The organism is Photorhabdus viridis (assembly GCF_040256935.1).
GTDB classification, from domain to species: domain Bacteria; phylum Pseudomonadota; class Gammaproteobacteria; order Enterobacterales; family Enterobacteriaceae; genus Photorhabdus; species Photorhabdus viridis.
Map to the genome: position 1 here is coordinate 21781 of NZ_JBEJZY010000013.1, position 18767 is coordinate 40547.

The 18767-nt window shown below is 47.2% G+C and carries 5 protein-coding genes and 1 pseudogene (1 of these 6 running past the window's edge); 2 read left to right on the top strand and 4 right to left on the bottom strand.

Annotated features, from left to right (window positions below; all coding sequences use genetic code 11):
• Positions 1 to 12035: the beginning of a non-ribosomal peptide synthase/polyketide synthase gene (locus ABR397_RS07120; RefSeq protein ID WP_350305113.1), read on the bottom strand. Its footprint begins 20245 nt before the window's first position; the window shows 12035 of its 32280 coding nt (coding positions 1-12035); the start codon lies at positions 12033 to 12035; its stop codon lies beyond the left edge, outside the window.
• Between the two features lie 1071 nt (positions 12036 to 13106).
• Positions 13107 to 14429 (bottom strand): MFS transporter, encoded by a 1323-nt coding sequence (locus ABR397_RS07125; RefSeq protein WP_350305114.1) that lies wholly within the window; start codon positions 14427 to 14429, stop codon positions 13107 to 13109.
• Between the two features lie 865 nt (positions 14430 to 15294).
• Between ABR397_RS07125 and serS the strand changes: the two genes are divergently transcribed.
• Entirely contained in the window at positions 15295 to 16563 is a 1269-nt protein-coding gene (gene serS, locus ABR397_RS07130) for a serine--tRNA ligase (RefSeq protein ID WP_350305115.1), read from the top strand.
• Between the two features lie 25 nt (positions 16564 to 16588).
• Here serS and ABR397_RS07135 read toward each other — a convergent pair whose 3' ends face one another.
• Positions 16589 to 17188: an aldo/keto reductase gene (locus tag ABR397_RS07135; protein WP_350305179.1), complete on the bottom strand. Its 600-nt coding sequence runs from the start codon at positions 17186 to 17188 to the stop codon at positions 16589 to 16591.
• 33 nt (positions 17189 to 17221) lie between these two features.
• A pseudogene (locus tag ABR397_RS07140) lies at positions 17222 to 18027 on the bottom strand (IS5 family transposase).
• Positions 18028 to 18204: 177 nt separating this feature from the next.
• Between ABR397_RS07140 and ABR397_RS07145 the strand changes: the two are divergent.
• Positions 18205 to 18762: a hypothetical protein gene (locus tag ABR397_RS07145; RefSeq protein WP_350305116.1), complete on the top strand. Its 558-nt coding sequence runs from the start codon at positions 18205 to 18207 to the stop codon at positions 18760 to 18762.
• Positions 18763 to 18767 lie beyond the last annotated feature (5 nt).

Consider the following 18767-nt stretch of genomic DNA (forward strand, 5'->3'; position numbering starts at 1 on the left):
TCAACGCCCAACAATTCACGCCAAATCTCTGCCAATGCAGTTTCCATTTCGCCCTGCGGTGCTTCATAAACCTGACGGGCAAAAGCCTCCTCTCCCGGCGCCGGCAGCGCCCGGCGATCCAATTTGCCATTCGGCGTCAGCGGGAAAGCATCCAACTGAACAAACGCCGCCGGTACCATATAATCAGGCAACATGGCGCTCAAGTGACTACGCAGTCTATTAACCAACCCGTCATCTCCTTCCGCCACCACATAAGCCACCAGACGCTTACCTTGTCCCTCGCCCAACGCCAGCACCACCGCCTCTTGCACCGCCGGATATTCCATCAGCCGGGTCTCAATTTCCCCCAGTTCAATGCGGAAACCACGGATTTTCACTTGATGGTCATTACGGCCCAGGAATTCTAGATTACCGTCCGGCAGGTAACGGGCCAAATCCCCGCTTCGGTACATGCGCGCATTCGGGTTGTCACTGAACGGATCGACAAGAAAACGCTCCGCACTCAATTCTGGCTGGTTAAGATAACCCCGGGCAACGCCCACGCCGCCAATATAGATTTCTCCAGCGCAGCCCAATGGTACCGGTTGACCATAGGGATCCAGCAGGTAAACGCAGGTATTTTTCACTGGCTGACCGATAGAGCGCGTATCTTCCAGCGATAATATCGCCTTACAGGCGGCAATCACGGTATTTTCAGTCGGGCCATAGGTATTTAATAATCGGGGACGATAGGCTTTCTGCCCAAACCACGCCTGAATAGCGTTCTTCTGTACCGCCTCGCCGCCAATAATGATTAACCTGAGACACTCCGGTAACGGTAATGCCGCCAGTTCAGACCAAAACAGCGTCGACAGAGACATTACCGTAATACGATGTTGCCGAGTTAAAGCAATAAATGCCTGTACCGAAGCCAGCCAGCTATCATCACGCATCACCAGCGTCGCGCCATGAGATAATGACGCGAAAAATTCCTCGACCGACGCATCAAAGGCAAAAGAGGAAAATTGCAGCACCCGGTCTTGCGCCGTCACTGCATAGGTTTCATCAAAACCTAAACTGCGCTGATAAACCGCCTGATGTTCTACTGTCACCCCTTTTGGCTGTCCAGTTGAACCGGAGGTGTAAATCACATAGGCCAGATGCTGCGGTGTCAACGCCGGCGCCGGTGGATTGCTGGCCGGTTGGTCAAGCCGGGTATTCGGATCAAGGACCAGCAATCCGGCCAGCAGGTCTTCACCCAACGCCTCCCTTCCGGCGCCATCCGCCAGTACCACCACCGGTTTGGCATCATTCAGGATATATGTCAGACGCTCAATCGGATAGGCCGTATCCAGCGGCACATAGGCGCCACCCGCTTTCAACACCGCCAACATCCCGACGACCATAGCCGGAGAGCGTGACACACAAATCGCCACCCGTTGATCCGGCTCTACGCCCAGCGCAATCAGTTGATGGGCCAATTGGTTGGCACGGGCATTCAATTCGGTATAACTGAGACGTTGTGCTTGGTATTCTAACGCCGTAACATCCGGCGTTTTCTCCACCTGTTGTTCAAACCGTTGATGGATACACAATGCATCAGGATACGCGGTTTCCGTGGCATTCCAAGTTTTCAGCAACAGTGTACGCTCCGCTTCCGGCAGAATTTCCAACTGCCGTACCGGTGTTTCCGGGGCCTGTTCCAGTGCTTCTGTCAAACTCTCCAGCGCTTGTTGCATGTATTCGTATATCTTTTCCGGATCAAACGGTTGTACTACTTGAGCCGTCAGCCCCAGTGCATCACCAAAATCCTCCACCGATAATGCTAACGGATAGTTAGTCCGCTCCTGTCCACCGAGGAATTCAATGCCGCTGATAATTTCATCCGATGTTGTCGGCAAGGCATTATGCCGATAGTTCAGCAAGCTACTAAACAGCGGCATCTCACCCTGCACGCCACTGCAACGTTGAGCCAGCGCCAATGAAGCGTGTTCATGTTCCAGTAGTCCGGCGAATCGGGTATGGGCTGCCTGTACGCTGTCCTGTACCGGGGTTTCATCCATATCCAACCGCAGCGGCAAGGTATTGATAAACAACCCCATGGCGCTGTCAGCACCGTCCCCCGCCTGCATACGCCCAAACAGCACGGTGCCGAATACCACTTTCTCCTGACCACTGGTGCGTGACAATACCTGCGCCCAGGCCACATGGCACAAAGCGGCCAGACTCACGCCCAAACGCCGGGCCTGATCACGCAAACGGTTATTCAGCCCGGTTGTCAGCATCCGGTAAAACTCCGTCACCTGTGAACCATCGCGATGCACCTCCGTCAACCCAAACGGCAGTGTCGGTTCATCGACCTCAGCTAACATCCCGGTAAAGAAACGGGTGTGTTCTTCCTGACTGACGCCGAGCCGAGCCTGAGCCACCAGATTGCGGAAAGGAACCGGCGCAGGCAGATTGCCTGCCTGACCGGTAAGATGCGCCTGCACTTCACGATTCATCACTTCCAGAGTGGTGTGGTCACCAATCAGGTGATGCTGCTGTTCCAGCAAGATCCAGCGACCCTCTTCTGCCTGCGCAATCACAAAACGTAACAAGGGCGCCTGACCTAAATCGAGACGATACCGATGCGGGTCAAAGCGTTGGAACAACTGGTCACTAACCGGCCCATCAGCCGGGTCGAGTGTCAGTTCCGTCACCGATACGGTTGCCTGACGCAAAACCACCTGCGCCGGGACGGATAATCCTCGCCAGATAAACGCCGTACGTAAGATATCGTGCCGATCAACTGACCGTTGAACCGCGGCCAGATAACGATCTAATAGAGATCGGTCAGCAAAGGCCATTTGACCAATCAACAGATACGGATCACCTTCGTTTGCCAACAGATGATGGAACAAAATCCCATCCTGCAATGGCGACAATGCATAGATATCCTGAATATTGGCTATCCCGCCCGGCGCTTGCCCGACGATCAGATCAATGTCAGGCTGGGTCAGATCAATCAGCGGCAGCAGATCGGGCGTCAGCGTCGTCATATCCGGTGTAATGCAGTTTTCCGGTATTTGGATTTCACGATGCTGATCCAGAGACTGAGCCAGAACCCGGAGTGTCTGATGCCGGAACAGCGTTTGCACCGAGACGCCCAGACCAATACGCCGCAAATATTCAATCATCCGAACAACCAGTAACGAATGACCACCCAACGCAAAGAAATTGTCATGCCGGCTAATTTGCTCAACCCCGAGCAACTCGCGCCAAATCGCTGCCAGTGCAGTTTCCATTTCACCTTGCGGTGCTTGGTAAACCTGACGGGCAAAAGCGTCATCTCCCGGCACCGGCAACGCCAAGCGATCCAGCTTGCCATTCGGCGTCTGTGGGAAAGCATCCAACTGAACAAAGGCCGCTGGGACCATGTAGTCAGGCAACAACGCACTCAAATGTTCACGCAGACGGTTAACTAACCCGTCATCCGTTTCCGCCACCACATAGGCCACCAGATGCTTACCTTGTCCCTCGCCCAACGCCAGCACCACCGCCTCTTGCACCGCCGGATATTCCGTCAACCGAGCCTCGATTTCTCCCGGTTCAATACGGAAACCGCGGATTTTCACCTGATGGTCATTACGGCCCAGGAATTCCAGATTACCGTCCGGCAGGTAACGGGCTAAATCCCCGCTTCGGTACATGCGTGCATCCGGGTTGTCACTGAACGGATCGAACAGGAAACGCTCTGCACTCAATTCTGGCCGGTTAAGATAACCCCGGGCAACGCCGACACCGCCAATATAGATTTCACCGGTACCACCTAATGGCGCCGGTTGGCCGTTGTTGTCCAGCAGGTAAATGCAGGTATTTTTCACTGGCCGACCGATAGAAACAGCGTCTTCCAGCGATAAGATCGCCTTGCAGGTTGCAATTACGGTATTTTCAGTCGGGCCATAGGTATTTAATAATCGGGGACGATAGGTTTTCTGCCCAAACCACGCCTGAATGGCGCTCTTTTTAACCGCCTCGCCGCCAATAATGATTAACCTGAGACATTCCGGTAGCGGTAATGCCGCCAGTTCAGACCAAAATAGTGTCGGCAGAGACATCACCGTAATACGATGTTGCCGAGTTAAAGCAATAAATGCCTGTACCGAAGCCAGCCAGCTATCATCACGCATCACCAGCGTCGCGCCATGAGATAATGACGAGAAAAATTCCTCGACCGATGCATCAAAGGCAAAAGAGGCAAATTGCAACACCCGGTCTTGCGCCGTTACCGCATAGGTTGCATCAAAACCTAAACTGCGCTGATAAATCGCCTGATGTTCTATCGTCACCCCTTTTGGCTGTCCGGTTGAGCCGGAGGTGTAAATCACATAGGCCAGATGTTGTGGCGTCAACGCCGGCGCCGGTGGATTGCTAGCCGGTTGGTCAAGCCGGGTATTCGGGTCAAGGACCAGCAATCCGGCCAGCAGGTCTTCACCCAGCGCCCCCCGTCCAGCTTCATCCGCCAGTACCACCACCGGTTTGGCGTCATTCAGGATATGCATCAAACGCTCAACCGGATAGGCGGTATCCAACGGTACATAGGCGCCGCCCGCTTTCAGCACCGCCAACATGCCAATGACCATTGCCGGGGAACGCGATACACAAATCGCTACCCGCTGGTCCGGCTTTACACCCAGCGCAATCAGTTGATGCGCCAATTGGTTGGCACGGGCATTTAATTCGGCATAACTGAGAAGCTGTTCTTGATATTCTAATGCCGTGACATCCGGCGTTTTTTCCACTTGTTGTTCAAACAGCTGATGGATACACAATGCATCAGGATACGCGATTTCCATGGCATTCCAGGTTTTCAGCAATAATGTGCGTTCCGTTTCCGGCAAAATTTCAAGCGCCTGTACTGGTGTCTCCGGAGCCTGTTCAAGCGCATTCACCAGACTTGCCAGCGCCTGTTGCATATAACCGCATAGCCGTTCCGGGTCAAACGGCTGCACCACCTGAGCCGTCAGCCCCAAGGCGTCGCCAAAATCTTCCACTGATAGAGCAAACGGGTAGTTGGTCCGCTCCTGCGCGTCAAGGAATTCAATACCATTTATAATTTCATCCGCAGCGACCGGCGGCGTATTATGCCGGTAATTCAACAATGCATTGAACAGCGGTGCGCCACTGGCTACCCCACTGCAACGTTGAGCCAGCGCCAATGAAGCATGTTCATGCACCAGCAATCCCGCCAGCCGACTATGGGCGACCTGTACGCTGTCCCGTACCGGGGTTTCATCCATATCCAACCGCAACGGCAAGGTATTAATAAACAACCCCATGCCATTGTCAGCGCCTTCGCCTGCCTGCATACGGCCAAACAGCACCGTGCCAAACACCACCTGCGCCTGCCCGCTGGTGCGCGATAACACCTGCGCCCAGGCCACATGACACAATGCCGCCACACTGACACCCAAACGCCGAGCCTGACTACGTAAACGGTCATTCAACCCGGTCGTCAGCATCCGGTGTGATTCCGTAACCTGTGAACCGTCATGATGTGCTTCCGTTAGTCCGAACAGTAACGTCGGTTCATCCACCCCTGCTAACATGTCAGTAAAGAAGCGGGTATGTTCTGCCTGACTCACCCCCAGCCGGGCCTGCGCCACCAGATGGCGGAAAGGCGTCGACGCAGGTAATCTCTCTGCCCGCCCGGCAAGATAGGCCTGCACTTCGCGACTCATCACTTCCAGCGTGGTATGGTCACCAATCAGGTGATGCAACAGTTGCAGCAGGATCCAACGTCCATCATTTTCCTGCGCCACCACAAAGCGCAGCAACGGCGCCTGTCCCAGGTCAATACGATACCGGCACGGATCAAAACGTTGGAATAGCTGGTCACTGATCGAACCGTCAGCCAGATTTAAAGTTAATTCCGTTACTGACAACAGCGCCTGACGGCAGACCACTTGCGCCGGCACGGATAAGCCGGACCAAACAAAAGCAGTGCGCAGAATATCGTGGCGATCAACCACCTGTTGCACCGCCGCCAGATAACGATCCAGCAAAGAGCGATCGGCAAAAGCCTGCTGGGTTATCAGCAAATAAGGATCACCCTCATTTGCCAGCAAATGGTGGAACAAAATGCCATCCTGTAGCGGTGACAGGGCATAAATATCCTGAATATTGGCAATCCCGCCCGGTATCTGTTCAACAATGTGGTCAATCTCAGGCTGAGTCAGATCAATCAACGGTAACATTTCCGGCGTCAACACAACCGTATCCGGTGTAATACCGTTGTCAGGCACCAAGATTTCACGATGTTGAGCCAGAGACTGAGCCAAGACACTGAGTGTTGAATGCTGGAATAACGTTTGTACCGAGATGCCCAATCCCATACGCCGCAAACGTTCAATCATCCGTACCGCAAGCAGCGAGTGACCTCCGAGAGCAAAGAAGTTGTCGTGCCGGCTGATCTGCTCAACTTCTAGCAATTCACGCCAAATAATCGCTAATGCTGTCTCAATTTCGCCTTGCGGCGCTTGGTAAACCTGATGGGCAAAAGCATGCTGATCCGGGGCGGGTAGCGCCCGGCGATCCAGTTTGCCGTTCGGCGTCAGCGGAAAGGCATCCAGACGGACAAACGCCGCCGGTACCATATAATCGGGAAAAATATCACTCAAATAGTCACGTAAGCTGGCGGCCAGCCCATCATCGGCTTCCGCTACTACATAGGCGACTAAACGTTTATCCTGCCCATCACCCAACACCAGCACCCGTGCGCCACTCACCACAGGGTGTTCAGTCAAACGCGCTTCAATTTCCCCCGGCTCAACGCGAAAACCACGGATTTTCACCTGATGGTCATTGCGGCCAGCAAATACCAGATTGCCATCCGGCAAGTAACGGGCCAAATCCCCGGTCCGGTACATCCGCGCCTCTGGCATATCACTAAATGGATCAGCCAGGAAGCGTTCCGCAGTCAGATCAGGGCGATTGAAATAACCCCGGGCGACGCCAATGCCGCCAATGTACAACTCACCCACCGTTCCTAACGGTACTGGCTGACCATAGATATCCAACAGATAAACCCGCGTGTTAACCATCGGCTGCCCAATCGGAACCCATTCATCCATGTAATCTGACGGACAACGCCAGGTCGTCGCGCAAACCGTGGTTTCCGTCGGGCCATACGCATTGAGCAGCGTTACCCGGCCACGCAATGCCTGAAGCAACGCGGCACTGGGAGTTTCACCCGCCAGGACCAACGTGGGTTTTATCGTTATCTCCGGCAAATCAGCCCCTTCCTGGAGTAACGCGGGCGTCAAACAGACGTGCGTCACCGCCTGTTCTTCCAGATAGCGCCAGAGGCGGCGCGGCTCCTGACGAACTGCCTCGGCAGGGATAGCCAAACTGGCTCCCCCACCCAGCGTTATCATGATTTCCCAAACACTGGCATCAAAGCTGAATGAAGCAAACTGCAACATCCGGCTGGTTACATGCATGTTAAGCCGGGCAATTTGGGTCAATACCAGATTAACCACACCACGATGTTCGACCATCACCCCTTTCGGCATACCGGTCGAACCTGAGGTGTAAATCACATAGGCCAGATGCCGTGAAGTCAATGCAGGCACCTGCGGATTACTGTCCGGCTGATCCGGCAGGATATTTGAATCGAGCACCATCAGCGTCGCCAGAACCGCTTCACCCAACACAGCCCGCCCAGCTTCATCCGCCAGCAAAATAGCCGGTGCGGCATCATTCAGAATATGCACCAAACGCTCACCCGGATAAGTCGGGTCCAGCGGCACATAAGCACCACCCGCTTTCAACACCGCCAACAATCCCACCACCATGACCGGTGAACGCGCCACACAAATTGCTACCCGCTGATCCGGCGCCACCCCCAACGCAATCAGCTGATGCGCCAGCCGGTTAGCCTGAGTGTTCAGCTCCGCGTAACTCAGGATCTGTCCTTCATATACCAGCGCTGTCGCCCCCGGATTTTTCTCCACCTGTTGTTCAAATAACTGATGTATGCACAGTTGGTCAGGGTACGCGGCTTCTGTCGCGTTCCAAGTTTCCAGCAACAATTTACGTTCCGCTGGCGCCAGAATGTCAATTTCGCCGATCCGCAGCTGAACGTCAGCGACCATTGCTTGCAGCGCCGCATGCAAATATCCGATGTGTCGTTCGATTGTCGATTGATCAAACAGAGCAGTCGAATAACCAAGATGACCGACAATCCGGTCTTCCTCCTCAAACAGGTTTAATTCAAGATCAAACTTAACGACATCAAAGGCTTGGTCAACCGGTGACACGGCCAGCCCCGGCAATCTCCACGCAGTATTTTCATTATTCTGCCAAGCAAACATCACCTGAAACAACGGGGTATGCGCCAATCGGCGCGGCGGTTGCACAATTTCCACCACCTGTTCAAATGGTAAATCCTGATGCTCCTGCGCCATCAGTGCGACTTGTCGCGCCCGTGCCAGCAACTCAGCCACATTCGGCTCACCCGATAAATCAATGCGCAACGCCAGCGTATTGACAAAGAAACCGATCAATGGCTCCACTTCCTGGCGACTGCGGCCTGCACTTGGTGCGCCAATCACCACATCACCCTGACCTGACAGGCGCGATAAGACCACCGCCCAGGCTGACAACAGCGTCATAAATAACGTGACGCCGTGCTGTTCACTCAGGCGTTTAAGGGATGCTGTCAACTCCACACCCAGATTGACAGGCACAACATTCCCGCTAAACGACTGCTCTGGCGGACGTGGCCGGTCAGTGGGTAAATCCAGCAGAACTGGCGCGTCCGCCAGCATGGTACGCCAATAGTCGGATTGAATTTGGGTACGGGCCGACAACCATTGACGCTGCCAAGCGGCATAATCAGGATATTGAATCGCCAGCGGGGGCAATGGATCCGTTTGTTTCGCCAGAAACGCGGTATAGAGAGTACTTAATTCACGTACCAGCACATTGATAGACCAACCATCGGAAACAATATGATGCTGGGTCAGTAAGAATTGGTATTCATCATCCGTGAGCCGGATAAGGCAGGCGCGAATAAGCGGACCACGCTGGAGATCAAATGGTGTATAAATTTCTTCGGCGCTCAGACGTTCAAGTACCGTTTCAACCTTCGCTATCCCGCGCAGATCATGTTGTGATAACGGAAGTCCACTGTCCGGCGCCAATAGTTGTATCTGAGGCTGACCATCGACAACAATAAATACCGAACGTAACGCGTCATGACGGGCAAACAAGACATTCAGCGCCTGCTGCCAGGCAGCAATATCAAGCTGACCACGCAAACGCAGTGCCATTGGAATATGATAAGTATCACTGACGCCATCAAACTGCGCGAGAAACCACAGGCGCTGTTGAGCGAATGACAACGGCAACTCTCCCTCACGGGAGATCGGCATGATGACAGGCAATGTACCGCACGGTTCATCAAGCCGGGCGATGACCACTTCAGCAAAGGCCATTAAAGAAGGCGCTTTAAACAACTCAGTTAACGATAACTCCACCCCCAAAGCGGCCACACGGTTCATCATCCGTACCGCCAGCAATGAATGACCGCCTAAAGCAAAGAAGTTATCATTCCGGCCAATCGGCTCAATTCCCAGTAATTCGCTCCAGATAGCGGCCAGTGCCGTTTCCATCTCGCCTTGCGGAACTTCATAGACCTGACGGGCAAAAGCCTCCTGCCCGGGAGCAGGCAACGCCCGGCGATCCAACTTGCCGTTCAGCGTTAACGGGAAGGCGTCCAGACGCACAAACGCCGCTGGTACCATATAATCAGGAAAAATGGCGCTCAGGTAGCTACGCAGGCGGTTAACCAACCCGTCATCCGCCGGCGCTACCACATAGGCAACCAGACGTTTGTCTTGCCCGTCATTCAGCGCCAGCACCACCGCTTCACGCACCACTGGGTATTCCACCAGCCGGGCTTCAATTTCCCCCGGTTCAATCCGGAAGCCACGAATTTTCACCTGTTGATCATTACGACCAAGAAATTCCAGATTGCCATCCGACAGATAGCGGCCCAAATCCCCGGTCCGGTACATACGGGCATCCGCTTGATCACTAAACGGATCCATTAGGAAACGTTCAGCGGTTAACTCAGGGCGATTGAGATAACCACAGGCAACTCCATCTCCACCCACATAAATCTCACCGATCACCCCTATCGGCACCGGCTGACCATCAGCATCCAGCAAATAAACACGGGTATTCGCTATCGGCTGACCAATCGGGATCCGGGTCACGCCCTGCGATAAGGCCTTAATGGGATACATCGTGGTAAAGGTGGTTCCCTCGCTCGGACCGTAAGCCTGTAATAATCGCTGTGGCGGATGGAGATCCAGAACTTGAGCAATCACATGCAGATCAGGGATATCTCCCCCAAAAATCAGCACCTTAATCTGGGGAAGAACTGGAGATAATTCTGCCGCCAGCCGGTTAAACAACCCAATAGTCAGCCACAGAACCGTGACATGATGCACCTGTAACACCTGTACTAACTTGTGAGGCGTCAGCAACGTGGCATGGTCGATAACCACCAGCGTACCGCCGTTGAGCAACGGCGCCCAAACTTCAAACGTGCTGGCATCAAACGCCGGGTTAGCTGTAAAAGCCACCCGCTCATCCTGTTCGATTTCGGCATAGCCATTATTGATCACCAGCCGGACCACAGCGCGATGAGGCACCACCACCCCTTTCGGCGTGCCGGTCGAGCCGGAGGTATACATGATATACGCTGACCCGGCGCTGGAGCCCGGTAAATCAGGATTAAAACTGTCTTCTTCTCTGCGGGTATCCGCCTCACCGGAGAAGCGAAGCAGCGGCACTGAGAGGCCGGGCGGAACATCAGATTGCGTATTGGCGATCAACAACTTAGCCGAGCAATCGTTCATCAGCCAGATTTTCCGCTCATCCGGCACACTGGGATCAACAGGGACATAAACCGCCCCAGCCTTGAGGATCGCCAACTGCGCCACCACCAGCTCAATGGATCGTTCTAATAATATCGCCACATGTTCATCTGGGCTAATTCCCTGCTCGATCAGTTGGCGCGCTAACCGGTTAGCGCGGATATTCAATTCAGCATAGTTGAGAGTCTTATCCCCTTCGATCAGCGCAATGGCCTCCGGTTTTTTTTCCGCCTGTTGCTCAAACAACTGATGAATACATAACTGGTCAGGATACGGTGCTTGAGTGGCGTTCCAAGTTTCCAGTAATAATGTGCGTTCAGCCTCAGGCAACAAATTAAGCTGCCGGATGGGAACTTCATCATCCATCCTTTTCGACAAGGCCAGAACCTGTAAGTGTTCACTCATCCGCAGAATCTCTTCCGCACTCAGGCCATTTGCATCGTATATCCAGCGAAAACCACCCTGCGCATTGATCTGGAGGGTCAGTAACTCGCCGAGCATATCCTGATCATACAGCCTGTCATCCTGTATCACAGAGACGGCAATCCGCCACGGCCGGCTTGTTGTCAACGCCGGGATAGCATGCAGTGAGGGAGTACGGAAGAGGAAATCAAGACTAAATGTACGATGCTGCGCCAGCCTGGCCAGTTCGTCATCAATCCAGTCAGCTACCATGCTCCACGGCTGATCAAACGCTATCTCCACGGCCATGGGCACCACAGGCGCTAAATCAGTTAACATATTTGACGTATCTTTTCCTTTATCCACGCACCAGCCAATTTGGAATTCGGTTTGATGAGTCAAGCGCGCAAGATAAATAACGAATGTCTGCAATAGTAGCCGTAGTGGATCTTCTTCACTATTTCCTGACAGTGGGGATTGCCAGGCACTTATTGCCCAACTAGGTTCCGTTTGCTCCCCGGCGGTTTCGAAAGGTAACTGGAGTGGTTGTAAAGCAGCAAGACGCTCATACCAAAATAATTCATTAGGCGTGAGTGCCTGGAGGATCTTCTTTACATTCTGATTCTGCGATGAATTGTTACTTACATTAGTTATATTTTCTGACGTCTGAGAGACAAGTTCAGTTTTAAGAACATTTCCCAATCTAACAATATTATCTTTCATTTATTCCCCCAACGAATCTGTTATAAATTCGAAAACTGTCATTCCCGACAGTCACTACTCATGTTTTTTTCTTATTTCTTGCCCCAAGAAATGAAAACGAACCGGCCTGACATCAATCCAAAACAATCAGATATGGATGCCATAATCCGGTCAATAACCGCTAATTAATAATTTTCCGACGCTAACTTCCCCGATAATAGAATAAATAATTTATCTTATGACTTTAAATAAGATATTCCTTTTTCATTCGATTCTTTATATGCGTTATACTAATTTGCTACAATTCTTATTGGCTGACACTGAATGACACCATAACAAATGGGATAATTAATCTCATTTATTATATATAGATACCAAATCACCACTGTATTTTATCTGTCTTCGATTAATTTACAATTAAAATTATTTCAAGAATAAATCAGGCATTTCGAAAAATAAACCTAACTGATTCACCTTAAACTATCAAAAAGTTTACCTTGATAGTAGCGGGTAGAATAAGGCCTCCATCCCAATAATGGTTAAACACCTAAAAATAATTTTAACTCATTGAAAATTAAAAAACACCACTAAATATTCAATTATCTGAAAATATAAAATGAGGTTAAAATAATTCATAAAACATTATTTTTCAACAGCAAAAACATCTGAACACCAACACCACAAAAGAAATAAATAAAAATCAAAACTAACTCATTTACACATTATTTTATCATAACAAGATCACAAAACTAATATAATCAGCATTGTGTTTAGTACCATAATGAAATGATTTAGAATCATAAATAACTCCATTGTTTATTATTCTATAATAGTAAAATAATGTCATTTTCCTAACATTCAACGATATTTATTATTGCGTTATGAAATTAGAGACTCTATTTAACACTATTAAAATTCAAGATATCGGAATAACTATATAACAAGGGTTACACTCACCATTTCCTGATATTTATTACCAACAAGAAACACATTAATAATACTTTATATTACCTCTGTTAAATCACTTAACAAAATAACCCCTAATAAGAATGACATTAATTAAATATATTTATAATCTCTTTATAAAGTTATCTATTTACGCCTGCTATAACTCACATCTTTAAATATCAATGCTAAAGCAGCTAACATAGTAGGAATGGATAAAATTGCAAAAATACTGCTATGATTTAATTCAAATCTGATCAATTCCGCTCCAAATAAAGCACCGAAGATCCCACCAAATCTTCCAAATCCTAACATCCAGGCAACTCCCGTTGCCCGACAATGTGTCGGATAAAATTGTGCGGAGATAGCCCCCATCGATGCCTGAGCGCCATTCATTGTTATTCCTGCAAGAAATATAAAAATACTCAGTAATAATATATTCTCTCCCTGACCAATAAAGAAAACCAAAATACCCGTTAGTAGATAATTAGTTGCTACCACCCTATGAGGATTAATTCGATCCATTAACCAACCAGAAAAAACAGCGCTTATTACGCCCCCCAAAGGAAATAATGCAGTCAATGTTGCCGCCATGCTAATACTGAAACCAACATCGTTCATTAAAAATGGCAGCCAACTTGTCAGCACATAAAAGACCAATGCTCCCATGAAATAGGTTGTCCATAACATGCTAGTCCCAAATAAGAATCGATTAGATAAAACCGCTTTAACTGACGATTTATGTATAATTTCTTCTTCATCAAAAATAAACTTATTTATATCATTGAAAGAATTACCGGTCATTTTAGACAGAATCCGTTTTATATTACCTTCTGCTCCCCCTTTCAACGCCAGATATCTAAGTGATTCAGGTAATAAAGAGAGGAGAAATAGAGACAGAAATAATGGCAAAATTCCCCCTAAAATCAGAACGCCCCGCCAACCAAAATGTGGAATAATCCATGCAGAAACTACCCCGCCTACCGCTGCGCCAAGAGGAAAACCACAAAAAACGATATTTATTAACAACGATCTCCGATGCTCCGGTGCATATTCAGACATTAGAGTTACTGCATTTGACATTGCGGCGCCAAGACCTAACCCAGTCAAAAAACGCAAAATAGTTAATGTTTGTATTGAACCGGCTAACGCTGTGGCAAGACTTAATAAGCCAAAAACAGTAACTGATGTCATCAGCACTGACTTTCGACCAAACCGATCTGCAAGTGGCCCAGAAAAGATCGAGCCCAGCGATAACCCCAAAAGTGCGGCGCTCATAGTCGGCCCAAGAATCGCACCTTCTACTTTAAAATCATTGATTACTGCGGGTGCAATATATCCCATTAATACAGTGTCAAAACCATCAATAACAACAATTAAGGAACAGAGAATTAATACTTGCCATTGAACTTTCGAAAGTTTTTGATTATTAATAATATGTTGGACATTGACTGCTTTAGTGTTATTCATATTGAATCACCAATCGTAAAGAAAATCGTTTTAATGTTTTTCGTGTTAATTTTACTTATGCTCATATTATTACTATGAAAAATATAATTGACGTTATTATTTTCAATTTATTATTGTATCAACCAACCCGAAACTAAAGACATTAAGACCCATCAATAGAAGTCTTTCAGAATAAATATTACCACAAGATTACCAGATATATCTTGAACAGAAAGATAATAATTGAAAAATTGCAGATAAAAAATTGCATTAATAATAACGAAAAGATGTAACTCAAAGAGCCTATCCCACCAATGGTTCACTCTTTATGACAAAAAAGAACAAATAAATCACCATTAAATTATTTACATATAGTTAATTTTTCATATAAAACCATTTATTAAAACAATCAAAGATAATAATCAACCTAACTCTGCCCTTATAAAAATAATATAAATATTTACAATCTATTATAATATAAAATACCCTTTATCAATTACCATGGCACTACACAATTTCAAGTATACAAGCATTGGCAACATAAACCGTATACCAACACAAGTATCCCCAACCACCAAGATATAGCAAGGAAAAATTAACACTCAATATTAACGTTTACTCTGAATAGCACAAACAGATACGCAGGTAAGATCAATTGCCAGTTCGTCACTAAATTCAGACTCTATTGAACCCATTTAGGTTTTTAGGTAAAAAAATAACAACGACTTTGCAAATTTCATGACAAATGAGCAGAGGAAGACGATGAAAAGTAAACATTCATGAATGATAAAAACAAACAGCCTCTCGTTGATGTTGACAACTATAGAAAAATTGACAAGTATGAATGATCTGTCTACCTAAAACATAAAACACCTGAGGAATAATCGTGTTAGATATTAAACTAGTCCGAGAAAAACCCGAATTTATTCAGCAAATCTGCAATAACAGAGGTCTTGATTTTGACGTTTCCCAAATCATTGCACTAGACCAGCGTAAAAGGAAAATCCAGCAGGAACTGGAATTATTACGAGCAGAATCAAAAAAGCTTGCACAAAACCTTGCAAAATTATCTGATCTCGAAAGAAACGAAGGAATTACTCGTGGTAAGCAGCTAAAGTATGAAATCTCTATTTTAGAAAATGTTTTTGAGAAAGTTGCGTTCGAATATAACAATTTTGTCATGAAACTACCCAATCTATACTCCGATGATACACCTATAGGGAAAAGTGAAGATCACAACGTTGAATTCGAGATCTACGGGAAGGCTCCAGAATTCGATTTTGATCCACTGGACCATATAAAAATCGGCACCAGAATGGGAATGGATTTTGAAGCAGGCACACGAGTAGGAGGTGCCGGGTTCCCACTACTGCGAGGAAATTTAGCTCGTTTAGAAACAGCTTTGATGCGATTCGTACTCGATCAAGCTATTGAGAAAGGATTTGAACAAGTCAGTGTCCCATTGATGGCTAAAACCGAAATAATGCAAGGTTTAGGTTTTAACCCCAGACGAAACGAAGATGGAAATGAGTTGTTCCCTCTCGAAAATGATGGCTTATACATGATCGGTACAGCAGAGATTCCCCTGATTGGGCAATTTTCAGATTGTATATTGCCAGAATCAATATTACCTATTCGTATGACCGCGCTATCCCCTTGCTTTAGACGTGAAGGCGCTAGTGGCCGAAGAGATGCTGGCCTATATAGAAATAAAATGTTTCACAAAGTAGAGCTCGTGAGCATTGTCGAACCGGAGACATCAGCAGCTACGCTAGCTAATCTCCTTGAATTTGAAACCGAAATCTTTAAGCAACTTGGGTTGTATTTCAGAGTCATAAAAATATGCTCTGGAGATTTGGGTGCACCTGCATATAAAAAATATGATTTGGAAGCCTGGATGCTCGGTAGAGGGGGGGCTGACAGCTGGGGATGGGGAGAACTGACAAGTTGCAGCAACTGTACTGATTATCAAGCGCGACGATTGAAAATACGTTACAGAGATGGCGACGGAAACATAAAACTTCCCCATACTTTGAATGCAACAGGAATAACCACTCGCGCTATTATACCGATATTAGAGCAAAATCAATTGGAAACTGGGCAAATCCAAGTTCCCAAGGTATTACTAAAGTATTTAAATAGCGAATATTTATAAATAAATCGCTCCTAAGTAAAAAGATCTATTTGTACCGCAGGAAATCAGCATAAATGTTCTGCGGCAATTTTTCGAATTCAGCCCAAGTTTCGCCATTACACAGTCTTACTTGTAAGTTTAAACATTGGATATCATCATTAATAAGTGAGCTATCCTTAACTCTATAATTCATAAAATTTTCTTTTAAATGAATATCTGAATTAGAACTAAAAACAGGAATGATACCGTTATTCTGAAACCAAGCCAAAACAATTCCAGCTACATTAGTTTTATAAGTTAAAGATAACGCTTTAATTTTCGCATCTGTAAAAATTCTGCCTTGCGCAAATGGTGTATGTGCCATTATTGATATTCCCTTCATCTTACAAAAAGCAATCAATTCTAACTCTTGCAGGTATGGATGGATCTCAGACTGAATCGCATCAATTCTCAGTCCTGCATAATAAATTTCTGACAAGTGATGTACTGTATAATTACTAACACCAATGTGAGTGATTACCCCTTTTTGCTTTAGTTCGTTTAATTTACTCAATTCAGCTAAGTGATCAACTGACCTGGGTGAGTGAATTAACACAGAATCCAAATAATCAGTCTTGTAAAATTGCAAAACCTTATCGATAGAAATATCTAGCGGATCAGCATTAAGTTGATTAAGTGCCTATCCCAATAGGATTTTATGCCAAACGATAATCCCGCATGCAAAATGTAATATAGCTTCATAGTTTTCGACCTTCTTTTCCCATCGGGTCAATATCCGACGAAAGCGATTCATCCAGCTATGAGTCCTCTCGACAACCCATCTTTGCGCTTTAAAGCCCGTATTTTGCCAGGCATCTGATTCTTCCTTGCGAGACTGGATGTGCGGCTCGTAACGCCGACTTTACCGATAGCTTTTCAGCCATTCAGCATCATATCCCTTATCCAGACACAGCCTGACCTTTTTACCCGGCTTGCCTGTCTGAAGCGCATCAAGCGTCTCTGCAACGAGTTTGATATCGTGAGTGTTTGCGCCGGCAACAACGAGTGAAAAAGGAAGCCCATTAGCCTCTGTCATGAGGCTGCGTTTTACGCCTTGTTTCCCTCTGTCTGTGGGGTTACGACCTGTTTTTTTGTCCCCACTAAAGGGGACTTGGTCATGCAGCCATCCAGTGATAACCACGACCAGTCGATTATTGCGAGATGCTCGCAGGCCAGTAAACCGTTCTGCCAGAAGCGTTCAAAAACGCCTGCGTCACGCCATTCCTGAAAACGACGGTGAGCAGAACTTGACGAGCAGATCCCTGTTGCATTCAGGGCATTCCATTGGCAGCCCGTTCTGAGCACAAAGAAGATGGCATCCATAGCGGCGCGGTTATCAACACGTTTGCGATGTGTACCTAGCGGATGCTGAGTTTTATGTTTGGGGATAAGCGGCCTCATTTTTTCCCAAAGTTCATCACTGAGCCGCCATTTGTTGTTTGTCATACTCTCTATACCTTTCGAAATTATTCATTATAGAATATGACAATTCCTTTTGGGATAGGCTCTAAATTAATTAACAAATTAGGCGTGATTAAGATCAAAAAATAAAATTGATATTTTGACATTAGTAGTTGACTAACATACGATTCATTCAGCCCAAGTGCTACACGAAAATTCTCAATGAAATTATTAATTTATTTACACATGAGAAGTAAAGGCTTTATGCCTTATAATAGACATGGTTATGTGAGAGCGAATATTACGGATCGGTATAGAGATCATGATTTTCTTGGTTTTGGTATTAATGCCATATCTTCTCTACGGGGGCACGTTATAACGAATACTACAGGTAGAGAAAAATATATTGATTCAATGAATAAAAATATTTATCTGTGCAAAATCAGCCAGCATGATGAGTTATTAGATGAAATGAAACCTCTGATATTGAGGTTACCTTATCATGGGTATGTAGATAAATCACAGGTCAAAATGAATCTAGTCCCTGAACGGTTATATGGCAGGCTCGGTGAACTGATCGACGCTGGCTTAGTTATAGATGATACACATTCATTTCGACTAACAAAATTGGGTTGGTATTGGTACAGTAATATTATGTTTTATCTTATGCCTGAGGCAGAGCAAACTATACTCAAAAAGATTGTTCACGAGGAATTAAAAACTCCTGGGAAATTTTTGTCTAAGAAAGAAATAATATATACCTCCGGTTTAAATGTATAAGAGTA

Excerpts from the sequence above, each read along its gene's own strand:
- ABR397_RS07125 (WP_350305114.1), bottom strand. The coding sequence starts at position 14,429 with ATGAATAACACTAAAGCAGTCAATGTCCAACATATTATTAATAATCAA.
- ABR397_RS07145 (WP_350305116.1), top strand. The coding sequence starts at position 18,205 with ATGAAATTATTAATTTATTTACACATGAGAAGTAAAGGCTTTATGCCT.